Source organism: Streptomyces sp. Rer75, from assembly GCF_013414305.1.
Classification (GTDB): Bacteria; Actinomycetota; Actinomycetes; order Streptomycetales; family Streptomycetaceae; genus Streptomyces; species Streptomyces himastatinicus.
On sequence record NZ_CP058693.1, the window covers coordinates 9620061 to 9638928 of the forward strand.

General features: G+C 73.6%; 2 protein-coding genes. Both read left to right on the top strand.

Going from position 1 to position 18868, the window contains the following annotated elements; translation table 11 throughout:
- The first annotated feature begins 28 nt into the window (after positions 1–28).
- The gene (locus HYQ63_RS40835; RefSeq protein ID WP_179939074.1) at positions 29–6628 is read left to right on the top strand and encodes a type I polyketide synthase; all 6600 of its coding nucleotides are present in this window, start codon (positions 29–31) and stop codon (positions 6626–6628) included.
- A 42-nt stretch (positions 6629–6670) separates the two neighbouring features.
- The gene (locus tag HYQ63_RS40840; protein ID WP_179939079.1) at positions 6671–18862 is read left to right on the top strand and encodes a type I polyketide synthase; all 12192 of its coding nucleotides are present in this window, start codon (positions 6671–6673) and stop codon (positions 18860–18862) included.
- The last annotated feature ends 6 nt before the right edge of the window (positions 18863–18868 follow it).

An 18868-nucleotide genomic window follows, 5' to 3' on the forward strand; every position in this document is an offset into this window, starting at 1 on the left:
ACGATCGCTGAAGGCCAGGTGACCCCCAGTGGCGAACGAAGAGAAGCTGGTCGAGTATCTCAAGCGGGTCTCCGCTGATCTGCACGATACGCGGCAGCGTTTGCGTGCGGCGGAGGAGCGCGTTCAGGAACCGGTGGCCGTGGTGGGCATGGCCTGCCGCTTCCCGGGCGGGGTCAATTCCCCGGAGGAATTGTGGGACCTGCTCGGCGCGGGTGTGGACGCGATCGGGGATTTCCCCACGGACCGCGGATGGGATCTGGAAAGCCTCTACCACCCCGATCCCGAGCATTACGGCACCAGTTGCGTCCGCCAAGGCGGATTCGTCGAGGCCGACAAATTCGACGCCGCGTTCTTCGGGATCAGCCCGAGGGAGGCGATGGCGATGGACCCGCAGCAGCGGCTGGTGCTGGAAATCGCCTGGGAGGCCCTGGAGCGGGCCGGAATCGACCCGGCCACCCTGAAAGGCACCCGCACCGGCGTCTACGCGGGAGTGTCCAGCCAGGACTATCTGGCCCGGGCCCCGCGGATTCCCGAGGGCTACGAGGGGTACGCCGTCACGGGCATGCTCACCAGCGTGATCTCGGGCCGGGTGGCCTACACGTTCGGTCTGGAGGGACCGGCGGTGACCGTGGACACCGCGTGCTCCGCCTCCCTCGTGGCCATCCACCTCGCCTGCCAGGCGCTGCGCCAGGGCGAATGCACGCTGGCGCTGGGCGGCGGCGTCACCTCCCTCGCCACACCCGTCATGTTCACCGAGTTCTCCCGGCAGCGGGCGCTGTCGCCTGACGGCCGCTGCAAGTCCTTCGCGGCCACCGCGGACGGCACCGGCTTCTCCGAGGGCGTCGGCCTGGTGGTGCTGGAGCGGCTGTCGGACGCGCGGCGCAACGGCCATCGGGTACTGGCGGTGCTCCGGGGGTCGGCCATCAACCAGGACGGCGCCTCGAACGGTCTGACCGCGCCTAACGACGTCGCCCAGGAACGGGTCATCGGCCAGGCGCTGGCAAGCGCCCAGCTGTCGCCGGGCGATGTGGACGCGGTGGAGGCCCACGGCACCGGTACGAAGCTGGGCGACCCGATCGAGGCCGAAGCGCTGATCGCCACGTACGGCCAGGACCGCCCCGCCGACCGGCCGCTGCTGCTCGGGTCGTTGAAGTCCCAGATCGGGCACACGCACGCGGCCGCCGGCGTGGCGGGTGTCATCAAGATGGTGACGGCCCTGGGCCATGCGGTCCTGCCCGCCAATCTGCACCTGGACGAGCCGACCCCGCATGTGGAGTGGGAAGGCAGCGGAGTACGGCTGCTCACCGAACCGACCGCCTGGCCCGAACTGGACCGGCCCCGCCGGGCAGCCGTGTCTTCCTTCGGGGTCTCCGGCACCAACGCGCATGTGATCCTCGAACAGGCCCCGGAGCTGCCCGAGCAGGCCGAGTCGCGGTCCTTTGAGGGTGTGGTGCCGTGGGTGGTGTCGGCGCGGAGTGCGGAGGCGCTACGAGGCCAGGCGGCGGCGTTGGCGGCACGTGTGGCCGATGCGGAGGTGGGGATTGCCGACGTGGGCTGGTCGTTGGTGACGACGCGGTCGGTGTTCGAGCATCGTGCGGTGGTGGTGGGTGAGGACCGTGCGGAGTTGGTGGCGGCGGTCGAGGCGTTGGCGGCTGGGGAGTCGCATCCGGGTGTGGTGTGTTCCGGTGGTGCTGCGCCGCTGAGCGGTGGTGCGGGTCCGGTGTTGGTGTTTCCGGGGCAGGGTTCGCAGTGGGTGGGCATGGGGGCGGGGTTGTTGGATGCGTCGCCGGTGTTTGCGGCGCGGGTGGCGGAGTGTGAGCGGGCGTTGGCGCCGTATGTGGACTGGTCGCTGACGGATGTTCTGCGCGGCACCGGAGACGCGGGCGATCTGGGCCGGGTGGATGTGGTGCAGCCGGTGTTGTGGGCGGTGATGGTGTCTTTGGCGGCGGTGTGGGCGGAGCATGGGGTGCGCCCCGCGGCGGTGGTGGGCCACAGTCAGGGGGAGATTGCGGCGGCTGTGGTGGCGGGTGCGTTGTCGTTGGAGGACGGCGCGAAGGTGGTGGCGCTGCGGAGCCGGGCGTTGCGCAAGCTGGCTGGTGGCGGTGCGATGGCGTCGCTGGGTGTGGGGCAGGAGGAGGCCGATCGGCTGCTGGCTCGGCTTGGCGACCAGGCCGCGGCGGTGGGTGTGGCGGCGGTCAACGGGCCGTCGTCCACCGTGGTGTCGGGTCCGCCGGAGCAGGTGGCCGCGGTGGTGGCCGCATGCCAGGAGGACGGCGACCGGGCACGTCTGATCGACGTGGACTACGCCTCGCACGGCCCCCAGGTCGACGAAATCCACGAAGAGCTGGTGCATCTGCTGGAGGGCATCCGCCCGATCGACACCTCCGGTACGGAAACCGCCTTCTACTCCACGGTGCACGGTGGCCGCATCGACACCACCGGACTGGACACCGCGTACTGGGTGACCAATCTGCGGGAGTGCGTACGCTTCGCCGACGCGATCGAGGCGCTGCTGCTCGATGGGCACCGGGTGTTCATCGAGGCCAGCACCCATCCCGTGCTGACCGTGGGCATGCAGGAAACCTTTGAGCAGGCGGGCGTCGACGCGACGACCGTGCCGACGCTGCGCCGCGATCACGGTGGTCGGGACCAGCTGGTGCGCTCTCTCGCCCAGGCGTTCAACGCGGGCGTCCCCGTGGACTGGACGACCCTGTTCCCGGCCGACCCCACCCCGCGAACGGTGGATCTGCCGACGTACGCCTTCCAGCACCAGCGGTACTGGCTGGACGGCCTCACCGACCGCGGCGCCGACCCCACCGACCTCGGTCTCGTACCCGCCGGGCATCCGCTGCTGAGCGCCGCCGTGGAGCTGGCGGACGGCGGCGGTCGGCTGCTGACGGGTCGGCTTTCGGCGCGCACCCACGCGTGGTTGGGCGAGCATGTGGTGGCGGGCGCGGTGCTGGTGCCCGGTGCGGCCCTGGTGGAGTGGGCACTGCGGGCCGCCGACGAGGTCGGCGCCGGTGGGGTGGAGGAACTGGCGCTCCAGGTCCCGCTGGTGTTGCCGGAATCGGGCGGACTTCGCCTCCAGATCGTGGTCGGGCCGCCCGGGGCCGACGGGCGGCGCGAGGTGCACCTGTACTCCCGTCCCGAGGGGGACGCCGACTCCACGGCCGGGTGGGTGTGCCACGCGGAGGGCGTGCTGGGCCCGGCCCCGGAGGGCGAGGGCGCGGCGGAAGGGCTGGGCGGCGTATGGCCTCCGGCGGAGGCGGAGCCCGTGGCGCTGGAGGACTTCTACGCACAGGTGGCGGCCTCGGGATATGCGTACGGCCCGACCTTCCAGGGGCTGCGCGCGGTGTGGCGCGACGGGGCGGATCTGCTGGCCGAGGTGGTGTTGCCGGAGGCCGCGGGCGAGCACACCGGGTTCGGTATCCACCCGGCGCTGCTCGATGCGGCGCTGCACCCCGTCCTGCTGACCGGCCAGAACACGACGGATGAGGTGTGGCTGCCGTTCACCTGGAACGGGGTGTCGCTTCGGGCCCAAGGGGCGACCAGCGTACGGGTCCGGCTGTCCCCTGGGGAGTGCGGCGACGAGAGCGAGCGGACCGTGCGGGTGACGGTGGCCGATGCGGTGGGCGCCCCGGTGCTGAGCGCCGACGCGGTGGTGCTGCGCCGCGCGAACGAAGAGCAGCTGAGGATCGCCCAAGTACCTGGCACGGATGGCCTGTTCGCCATGGACTGGACTCCGTTGCCCCACACACCCGACGGCAGCGCTGATGCCACGCGTTGGGCGGCTCTGGGCAGCGAGACCACCCCGGATCTCGACTCGTTGATCGCCGCGCTCGACGGTGGCACACCGGCGCCTTCGGTCGTCCTGGCGTATCAGCCCGCCGGCGAAGCGCCGACCGACGTCGGTGCCATGGCGGCCGATGGGCTGGCGTCGGCGGAGCGGGCCCTGAAGCTGCTCCAGGGCTGGCTGGCCGAACCACGGCTGGCCGAGTCCCGGTTGGCGGTGGTGACGCGCGGAGCCGTACCCGCCGATGAAAGCGGCAGCGTAGACGTGCCCGGGGCCGCCCTGTGGGGTCTGGTGCGCAGCGCGCAGGCGGAGAACCCGGGCCGGTTCCTGCTGCTCGACCTCGAACCGAACGCACCCGTGGCCGATCACGGCAGTGTGCTGAACGCCGTACGGCGAGCCGTGGAGACGGACGAGTCGCAGGTGGCGCTGCGCGCCGGGCAGGTGCTGGTGCCCCGGTTGGTGCGGGCCGTGGGAAGCGCCGGTGACGGCGGTCTGGTGCCCCCGGCGGGACAGCCGGCGTGGCGGCTCGGGGTCGTCGGCGCCGCGACCGTGGACAGTGTGCAGCCCGTGCCGTGCCCGGAGGTGCTGGAGCCCCTGCGCGCCGGGCAGGTACGCGTCGCGGTGCATGCGGCAGGCGTCAACTTCCGTGACGCGCTGATCGTGCTGGGGATGTATCCGGGCGACGCCGTGTTCGCGGGCAGTGAGGGCGCCGGTGTGGTCCTGGAGACCGGGCCGGAGGTGACGGGCCTCGCCGTGGGCGACCGGGTGATGGGTCTGTTCGAGGGCGCGTTCGGCCCGCTGGCGGTGGCGGACGCGCGGACGGTCGTCCCCATTCCCTCCGGCTGGACCTTCCAGCAGGCGGCCGCGGCGCCGGTGGTGTTCCTCACCGCCTGGTACGGGCTGGTCGAGCTGGGCGGGCTGCGGGCGGGGGAGTCGGTGCTGATCCATGCCGCGACGGGCGGTGTGGGTACGGCGGCGGTGCAGATCGCCCGCCACGTGGGTGCGGAGGTCTATGCCACGGCTTCCCCTGGCAAGCACTCGACCCTGGAAGCCATGGGAATCGACCAGGGGCACCGGGCCTCGTCGCGCGATCTGGAGTTCGAGCAGGTCGTACGGGAGGCCACGGGTGGCCGTGGCGTGGATGTCGTACTGAACAGCCTGGCCGGGCCCTTCGTGGACGCCTCCCTGGGGCTGCTGGCCGATGGTGGCCGGTTGTTGGAGATGGGGAAGACGGACATCCGTGATCCGGAGCAGCTCGCGGCCGAGTATCCCGGGGTGCGGTACGAGGCGTACGACCTGATCAGCGATGCCGGGCCGGAGCGCATCGGCCGGATGTTGCGCGAGCTGCATGGGTTGTTCGCGTCGGGTGGCCTGGTGCCGCCTCCGGTGCGGGCGTGGCCGTTGTGCCGGGCGCGGGAGGCGCTGCGGTATCTGAGCCAGGCGAAGCACACCGGCAAGCTGGTGCTGGATGTTCCGGCGCCGGTGGATCCTGAGGGCACGGTGCTGATCACGGGAGGTACGGGGACCCTGGGTGGTCAGGTGGCCGAACACCTCGTCCGTACCTGGGGCGTCCGGCATCTGCTGCTGGTGAGCCGCAGCGGCCCCGACGCCCCCGGGGTCAAGGAACTGGCCATCCGCCTGGGCGAGTTGGACGCCGAGGTACGGATCGCCGCAGCCGACGTGGCCGACGCGACCGCCGTGGCCGAACTCGTCGCTGGCGTCGACCCGGCGCATCCGATGACCGGCGTCATCCACGCCGCGGGCGCCCTGGACGACGCGATGCTTACCGCGCAGTCCCCGGAGCGGCTGGCGCGGGTGTGGGCGGCCAAGGCCACCGCCGCGGCCAATCTGCACACGGCGACGGCACATCTGCGACTCGGCACCTTCGTCATGTTCTCCTCCTTCGCCTCCGATCTGGGCACTCCCAGCCAGGCCAACTACGCCGCTGCCAACGCCTTCTGCGACGCCCTCGCGTCCCACCGCCAGGCCGCAGGTCTGCCGGGGCTGTCGGTGGCCTGGGGGCTGTGGGCGGCCACCAGCGGCCTCACCGCCCGGCTGGACACCGCCAACCTGGCCAGGATCGGCCGCCTGGGGATCACGGCCAACACCACCGAAGAGGGGCTGTCCCTGCTGGACGCGGCCTACCGCCACGGCCACCCCCATCTGCTGGCGCTCAAGCTGGACGCCCGGGCCCTGGCCGCCCAGGACGCCGCCACCCTGCCCACCCCGCTCCGGGCGCTCGCGGCCACCGGCGGCAGCGGCCGAGGTCGGCCGACCGCGGCGGCCGGTGGTCGGCTGACCGACTGGGCCGCCCGGCTCCGCGGACTGCCGTCCGCCGAGCAGCACCGGCTGCTGCTCAACCTGGTGCGCAGCCACGCCGCCACCGTGCTGGGCCACGCCGACCCCACCACCGTGCACCCGGACGCGTCGTTCAAGGATCTCGGCTTCGATTCGCTGACCGGGGTCGAACTGCGCAACCGGCTGGCCGCGGCCACCGGTCTGCGGCTGCCCGCGGCGCTCGTCTTCGACCATCCCGAAGCGGCCGCGCTCGCCGAACACCTGCGCAGCCAACTCGCCCCGGACGACGCCGGGGCCCCGGGCCGGGACGTCCTCCATCCGGTCTTCAACGAGCTGGTCAGGCTGGAGAACAGCCTGTCCGCCGTGGCCGTCGAGGAGCTGGATTCCGGGGCGGTCACGACCCGGCTGGAGACGTTGCTCTCGCGCTGGAAAGCGATGTGCCCCTCGGGCGACGACGGCGGCGCCGTGGAACGGCTCCAGGTCGCGACCGCCGATCAGGTGCTGGATTTCATCGACAACGAGCTTGGCCTGTCATGACCGACGTGGCGCGCCCTTTCGCGGAAGGCCGGGTGACCCTCTGTGCCGCATGCTAACGAAGAGAAGCTGGTCGACTATCTGAGGCGAGTGGCCGGCGACCTCCACGAGACACGTCAGCGGCTCCGCGCCATGGAGGACCGCTCCCAGGAGCCGGTGGCCGTGGTGAGCATGGCCTGCCGGTATCCGGGGGGTGTGCGTACGCCCGAGGACCTGTGGCGGCTCGTCGCCTCGGGCGAGCACGCGATGGGGGAGTTCCCCACCGATCGCGGCTGGGACCTGGGGAGCCTGTTCCACCCGGACCCGGACCATCCCGGCACCAGCCACGCCCGTGAGGGCGGGTTCCTCTACGACGCCGACCGGTTCGACCCCGAGTTCTTCGGCATCAGCCCCCGCGAGGCCGTGGCCGTCGACCCCCAGCAGCGGCTGTTGCTGGAAGTGGCCTGGGAGCTGCTGGAGCGCGCCGGGATCGACCCCGTCTCGCTCAAGGGCAGCTCGACGGGCGTCTACGCCGGGACCGCCCTCCCCGGTTTCGGCACGCCGCACATCGACAGGAGCGCCGAGGGCTATCTGGTGACGGGCAACGCCCCCAGTGTGCTGTCGGGCCGGGTGGCGTACACGCTCGGACTCGAAGGGCCCGCGGTGACGGTGGACACGGCGTGTTCGTCCTCGCTGGTGGCCATGCATCTGGCCTGTCAGGCACTGCGGCAGGGCGAATGCGGTCTGGCCCTGGCCGGTGGTGTGACGGTGATGGCGATTCCGAACGTGTTCACCGAGTTCTCCCGGCAGCGGGGGCTCGCGCCCGACGGCCGGTGCAAGGCGTTCTCCGCGGACGCCGACGGCACCGCCTTCGCCGAGGGCGTCGGCCTGGTGCTGCTGGAACGGCTGTCCGACGCCCGTCGCCACGGCCACCGGGTGCTGGCGGTCATCAGGGGCTCGGCCATCAACCAGGACGGTGCCTCGAACGGCCTGACCGCGCCCAACGGCCCCTCCCAACAGCGCGTCATCACCCAGGCGTTGGCGAACGCACGGCTGTCACCGGCCGAGGTGGACGTGGTCGAGGCACACGGCACCGGCACCCGGCTGGGCGACCCCATCGAGGCGCATGCGCTGCTGACCACCTACGGCCAGGACCGGCCCGACGGAACGCCCCTGTGGCTGGGGTCGGTCAAGTCGAACATCGGTCACACCCAGGGCGCCGCGGGAGTGGCGGGCGTCATCAAGATGGTCATGGCGATGCGGTACGAGACGCTGCCCGCCACCCTGAACGTCAACCGGCCCACCCCACACGTGAACTGGGACGCAGGCGCCGTACGCCTGCTCACCGAACCCGTCGCCTGGCCACGCGGGGAACGCCCGCGACGGGCAGCGGTGTCCTCGTTCGGCATCTCCGGAACCAACGCCCACCTCCTCCTCGAATCAGCACCGGGCCCCTTCGAATCCGCGCCGGACGACCACCCGCCCGCGCGCCCGGCCACCGAGAGCACACAGCCCGGCGGCCGCGCGCTGCCCTGGGTGCTGTCCGCCCGTACCGGCCAGGCGCTGCGCGACCAGGCCGCGGCCCTGGCCGCCCATGCCGACGCCCAGCCGCGGCTGCCCCTGGCCGACGTGGGCTGGTCGCTCGCCAGGACCCGCACCGCCTTCGAACAGCGCGCCGTGATCCTCGGCGACGACCGCGACCAGCTGCTGACGGCCGTACGCGCGCTGGCGGAGGGCCGGACCCACCCCGGGCTGACCCGGGCCGGGGCGGCCCGACCCGGTGCCACCGCGTTCATGTTCACCGGTCAGGGCAGCCAACAGCCCGGTATGGGCGCGGAGTTGTACCGGGGCTTCGAGGTGTTCGCCACGGCCCTCGACGAGGCGTGCACCCATCTGGACCCGCTGCTGGGGCGCTCGCTGCGCGACATCCTCTTCGCCGCCGAGGACACCGACGAGGCCCGCTCCCTGCACCGCACCGGAGTGACCCAGGCGGCCCTGTTCGCCCTGGAGACCGCCCTCTTCCGGCTGGTGGAGTCCTTCGGGATCACCCCCGGATATCTGACCGGACACTCCGTCGGCGAAATCGTCGCTGCTCATGTGGCGGGTGTGCTGTCGCTGCCGGACGCCTGCACCCTCGTCGCCGCCCGGGGACGCCTCATGCAGGCGCTCCCGGCCGGTGGCGCCATGGCCGCCGTCGAGGCCACCGAGGAACAGGTTCTTCCCCTGCTCAGCGAGCACGCGGACCGTCTCGCCCTGGCCGCCGTCAACGGCCCCACCGCCCTCGTGGTGTCCGGTGCCGAGGACGCCGTCGACGAGGTCGTACGCACCCTCAAGGAGCGCGGCCACCGCACCAAGCGGCTGCGCGTCAGCCATGCCTTCCACTCGCCGCTCCTCCAGCCCATGCTGGACGATTTCCGCGAGGTCGCCCGCACCCTCACCTACCACGCGCCGCGCATCCCGGTGATCTCCAACGTCACGGGTGAGGTGGCCGATCCCGACCAGCTGCGCGACCCGGAGTACTGGGTACGCCACGTCCGCGAGCCCGTACGGTTCCACGACGGGTTGCGGACCCTGCGCGCCGAGGGCGTGGTGCGCTACCTCGAACTCGGCCCGGACGCCGTCCTCACCACCATGGCCGAGGACGCCCTCGCCGCAGACGGGACGACGGCAGACGCCGCGACAGCGGGCGGCACGACGGCCGACGGCGCAACAGCCGACAGGACGACAGCCGACGCGACGGCACCGGAGACGGCGCCGGTGTTCGCCACCGCCCTGCGCCACGGCCGCGACGAGCCCCGCACCCTGCTGTCCGCCCTGGCCCGGATGCACATCGACGGCGGCACCGCCGACTTCTCCGCCGCACTCCCGGACGGCGCGGGCCAGGTCGACCTGCCCACCTACCGCTTCCAGCGCGAGCGCTACTGGCGGCCGGTCCCGAACGGCACCGCCGACGTACGCGCCGCCGGGCTCGGCGCCACCGGCCACCCCCTCCTCCAGGCCGTCGTGGAAACACCCGACGGCGAACTCCTGCTCACCGGGCGGCTGTCGCTGAACACCCACCCCTGGCTGGCGGACCACACCATCGCAGGCAGCGTCCCGCTGCCCGGGACGGCCCTCCTGGAGCTGGCCCTGCTCGCCGGTGCGCGGGCGGGCTGCGACGTGGTCGACGACCTCACCCTGGAGACCCCGCTGCTCCTGCCCGCCTCCGGCGCGGTGCGCATCCAGCTGGCGGTTGCCGCCCCCGACGACGCGGGCCGACGGGCGCTCACCCTCTCCTCCCGACCCGCGGACCAGGACGACGAAGCCCCGGGAACCATGGACACCTGGCGCCGCCACGCCGTCGGGCTCCTCGCGGCCTCGGTGGCGCCCGCCCCGGCGGAGCCCCCGGCACCGTGGCCACCGGCCGACGCCGTGCCGGTCGACGTGGCCGACCTGTACCGGCGCCTCACCGAGCAGGGGTACGCGTACGGGCCCACCTTCCGCGGACTGCACGCCGCGTGGCGGCACGGCGAGGACATGCTGGCCGAGGTGCGGCTGGCCACTGAGCAGCGGGGCGACGCCGAGGGCTTCGGCCTGCACCCCGCTCTTCTCGACAGCGCCCTGCACCCGGTGGAGGAGCTGTTCAACGCCGACCATGCGAGCGCCGACGGCACCCCGGGCACCGTCCGACTGCCGTTCTCCTTCAGCGGGGTACGGCTCTTCGCCACCGGCGCCACCCGGCTGCGGGTCCGCATCACCCCGACCGGACCGGACGCCGTCACGCTCACCCTGACCGACGACCACGGCGCCGTGGCCGCCACCATCGAAACCCTCGGGCTGCGTGAGATCCCCGCCGACCGCTGGCGCTCCACTCACACCAACGACTCCCTGTACCGGCTCGACTGGCAGCCCCAGCCCCAACCCCAGCCACTGCCCGCCGGCCAACCGGCCACGGCCGAGAGCTGGGCCATCGTCGGCCCCGACCCCCTGGCCCTGGGCGACGACGGCCCCGAACCCATCTCCGCCCACCCGGACCTGGCCGCGCTCCAGGCCGCCATCGGCGCAGGACTCCCGGTACCGAGCCTCGTCATCGTGCCGTACCCCGGCCGCGACAGCGCGACGTCCGACCCCGACGAGACCCCCGCGCAGGTGCGCGCGGTCGCCCATCACATGCTGAACGCCCTGCGCACGTGGCTGACCGACGAACGGTTCGGTACGGCCCGGCTGGTGATCGCCACCCGTGGCGCGATCGCCGCGACCCCCGAGGACCCGCCCGCGGACCTGACCACCGCACCCCTGTGGGGCCTGGTCCGCGCCGCGCAGGCCGAACACCCCGAGCGCATCCTGCTGCTGGACCTGGACGACGACACGGCCTCCCGCCATGCCCTGCGCACCGCCCTCCCGGCCGCCGTGGCGGCCGGTGAAACCGAGCTGGCGGTACGGGCCGGTGCCGTACGCGTCCCCCGCCTGGTGCGGGTCCGCCCCGACGACGAGGCGCCGCTTCCCGCCCTCGACCCGGACGGAACCGTCCTGATCACCGGCGGCACCGGAGCGCTCGGCCGACTGGTCGCCCGGCATCTGGCCACCGCACACGGCAGCCGGCATCTGCTGCTGGCCTCCCGGCGCGGCCCGGCCGCACACGACATCGACGCGTTCACCGCCGAACTGGCCGACCTGGGCGCGGAGGTGCGGGTCGCCGCCTGTGACGTCGCCGATCCGGACGCGGTGGCCGCCCTGCTGGCCACGATCCCCGCCGCCCATCCGCTGACGGCCGTCGTCCACGCCGCCGGGGTGCTGGACGACGGCGTGGTCACCTCGCTGACCCCCGAGCGGTTCGACGCCGTACTCGGCCCGAAGCTCGACGCGGCATGGCATCTGCACCGGCTGACCCGTGAGATGGCTCCGGCGGCGTTCGTGATGTTCTCCTCCGCCGCCTCCGTCATGGGCAACGGCGGCCAGGCCAACTACGCGGCCGCCAACATGTTCCTCAACGCCCTCGCCGAACACCGCCGAGCCGAGGGCCTGGCGACCCACACGCTGGCCTGGGGGCTGCTGGCCTCGGCCGGTGGCATGACGCACGACCTCGACGACGCCGACCTGGCCAGGATGGCGCGCTCCGGTGTCGCCCCCATCGCGGACGACCACCTGCCGGTGCTGCTCGACACCGCGCTGACCACCCCCTACCCCGTCCTCGTACCGGCCCGCTTCGATCCGACGGCGCTGCGCGCCCGGGCCGCCACGGGGCCACTGCCGCCCGTACTGCGGGCCCTGGTGCCCAGCCCCGCCCGGCGGCCCGCCCAGGACACCGGGGCGGTGTCCTGGGCCGAGCGGCTGGCCGGTCTGCCCGCCACCGAACAGGACCGGGCCCTTGGCGAGCTGGTCCGCGCCCAGGTGGCCACCGTGCTCGCCCATCCGGCACCGGAGGCCATCGAGCTGGGCCGGGCCTTCCAGGAACTCGGCTTCGACTCGCTGACCGCCCTCGATCTGCGCAACCGGCTCAACGCGGCCACCGGGACCCGGGTCCCGGCCACCGTCATCTTCGACTATCCGACCCCCGACGCGCTGGTCGGCTTCCTGCGCGAGAAGCTGATCGGGACCCGCGACGCCACACCGCCCGTGCCCGTGGCCGCCACGGTGGCCACCGACGGCGATCCCATCGCCATCGTCGGCATGGCCTGCCGTTATCCGGGCGGTGTCGGCTCGCCCGAGGAGCTGTGGCGGCTGGTGTCCGAGGGCGTGGACGCGATCGGCGAGTTCCCGGGGGACCGTGGCTGGGACCTGGCGGGGCTCTTCGACCCCGACCCGGACCACCCCGGCACCAGCTACGCCCGCGAGGGCGGATTCCTGTACGACGCGGCGCGCTTCGATGCCTCGTTCTTCGGCATCAGTCCGCGCGAGGCGCTGGCCACCGACCCGCAGCAGCGGCTGCTGCTGGAGACCACCTGGCAGGCGTTCGAGAACGCGGGCATCGACCCGGTGACCCTGCGCGGTAGCCAGACCGCCGTGATCACCGGCGTCATGTACGACGACTACGGCAGCCGCTTCCTGGGCCGTACCCCGGAGGGCGTCGAGGGCCGCCTGATGACCGGCAGCACGCCGAGCATCGCCTCCGGGCGGGTCGCGTTCACCTTCGGCCTGGAGGGACCCGCGGTGACGGTGGACACGGCGTGTTCGTCGTCGCTGGTGGCCATGCACCTGGCAGCCCAGGCGCTGCGCCAGGGCGAATGCACCCTGGCCCTGGCGGGCGGCGTGACCGTGATGGCCACGCCGAACACCTTCGTCGAGTTCTCGCGGCAGCGCGGACTGGCCACTGACGGCCGCTGCAAGCCGTTCGCGGCGGCGGCCGACGGCACGGGCTGGGGCGAGGGCATCGGACTGCTCGTCCTGGAACGCCTGTCGGACGCCCGGCGCAACGGCCACCAAGTGCTCGCCCTGCTCCGGGGCTCGGCCGTCAACCAGGACGGTGCCTCCAACGGCCTGACCGCCCCCAACGGCCCCTCGCAGCAGCGGGTGATCCGGCAGGCGCTCGCCACCGCCCGCCTCACCCCGGCCGACATCGACGCGGTGGAGGCCCACGGCACCGGAACCACGCTCGGCGACCCGATCGAGGCGCAGGCGCTGCTCGCCACCTACGGACGGGAGCGGGCCGACGGGCGGCCGCTGTGGCTCGGTTCCATCAAGTCGAACATCGGCCACACCCAGGCCGCCGCCGGAGCCGCGGGCGTCATCAAGATGGTGATGGCGATGCGGCACGGACTGCTCCCCGCCTCCCTGCACCTCGACGCGCCGAGCCCGCACGTGGAGTGGGAGGACGGCGTACGGCTGCTGACGGAGGCGGTGGAATGGCCGCACGACGAGCGGCCCCGCCGGGCGGCCGTGTCCTCCTTCGGCATCAGCGGCACCAACGCCCATGTGATCCTCGAACAGGCGCCGGAACCGCCCGACATGCCGGTACCGCTCGACACGCCGGAACCGCCCGACACGGCGGAGCCCGCCGCCCACCGGGGCGTGGTGCCCTGGGTGCTGTCCGCACGGGGCGCGACGGCGCTGCGCGAGCAGGCCCGGGCGCTGGCCGCCCACCTCGCCACCGCTCCCGGGGCCACGCCCGCCGAGGTGGGCTGGTCGCTGATCAGGACCCGTACCCTCTTCGACCACCGGGCCGTGGTCGTCGGCGAGAGCCGCGCGGAGCTGCTGGCCGCGGTGGAGGCGCTCGCGGCCGACGAAACACACCCGGGCGTCGTGCAGTCCGGCACCGCCCCGGAACCGCGCGCGGCCGGTCCGGTGCTGGTGTTCCCGGGACAGGGATCGCAGTGGCAGGGGATGGGGGCCGAGCTGCTCGACGCCTCCCCGGTGTTCGCGGAGCGGGTGGCCGCCTGCGAACGGGTCCTGGCGCCCTACGTCGACTGGTCGCTCACCGATGTGCTGCGCGGCACCGAAGGTGTCGCCGATCTGAGCCGCGTCGATGTGGTGCAGCCGGTGCTGTGGGCGGTCATGGTGTCCCTGGCCGCCGTGTGGGCCGGTCACGGAGTGAAACCCGCCGCCGTCGTGGGCCACAGCCAGGGCGAGATCGCCGCCGCCTGCGTGGCCGGGGCGCTCTCGCTGGACGACGGTGCCCGCATCGTGGCCTTGCGCAGCCGGGCCCTGAAGCGCCTCGCGGGCGGCGGGGCGATGGCCTCCCTCGGCGTGGGCCGGGAACGGGCCGATCAGCTGCTCGCCGACCTGGGCGAGCGCGCGGCCGAGGTGGTGGTGGCAGCCGTCAACGGACCCGTGTCGACGGTGGTGTCCGGACCGCCCGAGCAGGTGGCCGCGGCCGTGGCCGCCTGCCGTGAGAGCGGTGGGCGGGCCCGGATGATCGAGGTGGACTACGCCTCCCACAGCCCCCAGGTCGACGAGATCACCGACGAACTCACCCGGCTGCTGGACGGCGTTCGCCCCGTCCAGCAGCCCGGGACGGGCGTGGTCTTCTACTCCACCGTGACCGCGGGCCCCACCGACCCCGCCGGACTCGACACCGCGTACTGGGTGCGCAACCTGCGCGAACAGGTGCGGTTCGCCGACGCCGTACGGGCCGCCCTGGCCGACGGTCACCGCGTGTTCATCGAGGTCAGCACCCATCCCGTCCTGACCGTCGGCATGCAGGAAACCTTCGAGGAAGCGGGTGGCGAGGCCATCGCGGTGCCCACCCTGCGGCGCGATCACGGCGATCTGGCCCAGCTGGTGCGTTCGGTGGCGCAGGCGTTCACCGCCGGGGTCGAGACGGACTGGACCACCCTGTTCCCGGCCGACCCCACGCCCCGTACCGTCCCGTTGCCGACGTACGCCTTCCAGCGCGACCGCTACTGGCTGGACGGAGCGGACGGACGCGGCGGCGACCCCGCCGACCTCGGACTGACCTCGGCGGACCACCCCCTGCTGGGCGCCGCCGTCGAACTCGCCGACGGCGGCACCCATCTGCTCACCGGCCGCATCGGAACCGGTGGCGGCCACGGCTGGCTGGCCGAGCACGTGGTGGCCGGGGCGCCCCTGGTGCCGGGCGCCGCACTGGTCGAATGGGCGCTGCGGGCCGCCGACGAGGCCGGGTGCGCCGTCGTGGACGAACTGACGATGCAAACCCCGCTGATCCTTCCCGAATCCGGCGGGCTGCGTGTTCAGGTGGCGGTGGGCGCGGCCGACGAGGACGGCCGCCGCGACGTGCGCGTCTACTCCCGCCCGGACACCGACACCGATGGAACGTGGCTGTGCCACGCCGACGGTGTCCTCGCCCCGCCGCCCCACGACCGCCCGGCCCCGGAGCCGTCCGGAACATGGCCGCCGCCGGGCGCGGAGCCGGTGGACGCGGACGACTTCTACGCGCGGGCCGCCGCCGACGGATATGCCTACGGGCCCGCCTTCCAGGGCGTACGCAAACTCTGGCGGGACGGCCCCGACGTGCTGGCCGAGGTGACGCTGCCCGAAACCGCCGGTGAGTGCGGCGGATTCGGCATCCATCCCGCGCTGCTGGACGCCGTACTCCACCCGGCCGCCCTGCTCACCGGGCAGCCGCCCGGGCAGGACGACGAGGGCCGGATGTGGCTGCCGTTCACCTGGAACGGAGTGTCCCTGTGGGCCGCCGGGGCGACCACGGTACGCGTGCGGTTGTCGCCGGACGAACGGAACGCGGAGGGCGAAGGGGACGCGGACGGGGGACGGGACGCGGATGGAGAGCGGGCGCTGCGGGTGACCGTGGCCGACGCCGTGGGCGACCCCGTCCTCACGGTCGACTCGCTGGTGCTGCGCCCCGCCCGTGCGGACCAGCTGCGCACCCCGGGCCGACGCGGCGCGGACGGGCTGTTCACGCTGGACTGGATCCCGCTGCCGGGGGCACCGGAGCGGGTGGCCGACGGCGGCGACTGGGTGGTGCTGGGCCCGGCGGAATGGGACACCGCGGGCGCCGTGCGCCACCCGGATCTGGCGTCGCTGCTCGCGGGCGCCGACAGCGGCGAACCCGTCCCCTCGGTGGTGCTGACCGGTGTCCCGCCCGCAACCGCGGCCACTTCGGCCGAGGGCATGGCCGCCGTCCAGCGCACGATGGGCCTGCTACAGGCGTGGCTGGCCGAACCCCGGCTGGCCGACGCCCGGTTGGTGGTGGTGACCCAGGGCGCCGTCTCGGCGGGCGCACCCGACGCGGACGGCCCCGGAACCGATGCCGTGGACGCGGCCGGTGCGGCGGTGTGGGGGCTGCTGGGCAGCGCGCAGGCGGAGAACCCCGACCGGTTCATCCTGCTCGACCTCGACCCCCGTGGCCCGGCGGACGCAACGGGCACCGGTGTGCTGAACGGTGTCCTGGACGGTGTGCTGTGCGCGATGGCGATGGAAGAACCGCAGGTGGCGGTGCGCGCGGGCCGGGTGTGGGCGCCGCGGCTGATGCGCGCAGGGGCCGCCGGAAGCGGTGGCCTGGTGGCGCCGGTGGCGCAACCGGCCTGGCGACTCGCGGTGGAGGGCGCCGCGACCATCGAGAACGTGACCCCGGTGCCCTGCCCCGAGGTGCTGGAACCACTGGGCCCCGGTGAGGTCCGTATCGCGGTCCACGCGGCAGGAGTCAACTTCCGCGATGCCCTGATCGCCGTCGGGATGTACCCGGGCGGCGGGGTGTTCCGGGGCAGCGAAGGCGCGGGCGTGGTCGTGGACATCGGTGCCGGCGTGGCCGGACTCGCTGTGGGCGACCGTGTGATGGGCCTGTTCGAGGGCGCGTTCGGCCCGCTGGCGGTGGCGGACGCGCGGATGGTGGTGCCGATCCCGGACGGCTGGACCTTCCAGCAGGCCGCCGCCGTACCGGTGGTGTTCCTCACCGCCTGGTACGGGCTGGTGGACCTGGCCGGACTGCGGCCCGGGGAGTCGGTGCTCATTCACGCTGCGACCGGCGGCGTCGGCATGGCCGCCGTCCAGATCGCCCGCCACCTGGGCGCCGAGGTGTACGCCACGGCCAGCCCCGGCAAGCATGCGGTGCTGGAGGAGATGGGTATCGACCCGGCACGCCGGGCCTCGTCACGCACCCTCGATTTCGAGACCGAGCTACGGGACGCCACCGGCGGCCGGGGCGTGGATGTGGTGCTGAACAGCCTCGCGGGACCCTTCGTCGACGCCTCGCTGCGGCTGCTCGCCGACGGCGGGCGGCTGTCGGAGATGGGCAAGACCGACATCCGCGACCCGGAGCACATCGCCGCCACCCACCCCGGTGTGCGCTACCGGGCGTTCGACCTGGTGCCCGACGCCGGACCGGACCGCATCGGCGAGATGCTGCGCACGCTCCGCGAGCTGTTCACCGCCGGGGTGATGCGGCCCGCACCCGTACGGACATGGCCGCTGAGCCGGGCGCGGGAAGCGCTGCGGCAGCTCAGCCAGGCCCGCCACACCGGCAAGCTGGTCCTGGACGTACCCGCCGCCGTGAACCCGGACGGCACGGTGCTCATCACGGGCGGCACCGGCACGCTGGGCGGGATCGTCGCCGAACACCTCGTACGCACCTGGCAGATCCGCCACCTGGTGCTGGCCGGCAGGCGGGGCCCGGACGCACCGGGCGCCGCGGAACTGACCGCCCGCCTCGGCGACCTGGGCGCACAGGTGCGCGTGGTCGCCGCGGACGTCACGGACGCGGCCGCGGTGGCGGAGCTGGTGGCGGGAATCGATGCGGAACATCCGCTGACCGGCGTCATCCACGCCACGGGTGTCCTGGACGACGCGGTGCTCACCTCGCAGACCCCGGAGCGGGTGGCCCGGGTGTGGGCGGCCAAGGCCACGGCGGCGGCCCATCTGCACGCGGCGACCGCGGACCTGCGGCTCGGCATGTTCGTGATGTTCTCCTCCGCGGCCGGGGTGCTGGGCAGCCCCGGGCAGGCCAACTACGCCGCCGCGAACGCCTTTTGCGACGCCTTGGCGGCCCGCCGCCGGGCCGAAGGACTGCCGGGCGTGTCGGTGGCCTGGGGGCTGTGGGCCGACGCCAGCGGGATGACCGGCCACCTGGCCGAGGCCGACCTCGCCCGGATGGCCCGTACGGGCGTGGGCGCCCTCGGCACCCGGCAGGGCCTGGCCCTGCTCGACGCCGCCGTCCAGCACGGCGGCCACCTGCTGGTGGCGGCCGACGTGAACCCCCGCACCCTGGCCGCCCTGCCCGCCGAGCGCCTGCCCGCCACCCTGCGGGCACTCGCCACCACCAGTGGCGGTGGCGGCGCCGGACGGCGTACGGCGGCGGCCGCCGGTGCGGAACAGCCCGTCGACTGGGCCGCCAGGCTGGCCGGGCTGTCGGCGGCCGAGCGCCACCGGCTGGTGCTGGGCCTGGTCCGCGGCCACGCGGCCACCGTGCTGGGCCACACCGATGTGGACGCGGTGCAGGCCGAGGCCAGCTTCAAGGAGCTGGGCTTCGACTCGCTGACCGCCGTGGAACTGCGCAACCGGCTCGCCGCCGCCACCGGACTGCGGCTGCCCGCCGCGATGGTCTTCGACTACCCCGAGGCCGCGGTGCTCGCCGAATACCTGCTGGAACGGCTCGCACCCGACGACGCCACCACCGCGGGCCGGGACGGCGTGGACCCCGTTCTGGGCGAGCTGGCCAGGCTGGACCACACCCTGGACGCCCTCGTCACGGACGAAGAGGGACGGCTCAGGATCGCCAAGCGGCTGAGCGGACTGCTGGCGAAGCTGAACGGCGGATCGACCGACGCGTCCGACACGACGGACTTCAGCACCCTCGAATCCGCTTCGGACGACGAGATGTTCGCGCTCATTGACCGTGAACTGCCCTGATGGAGG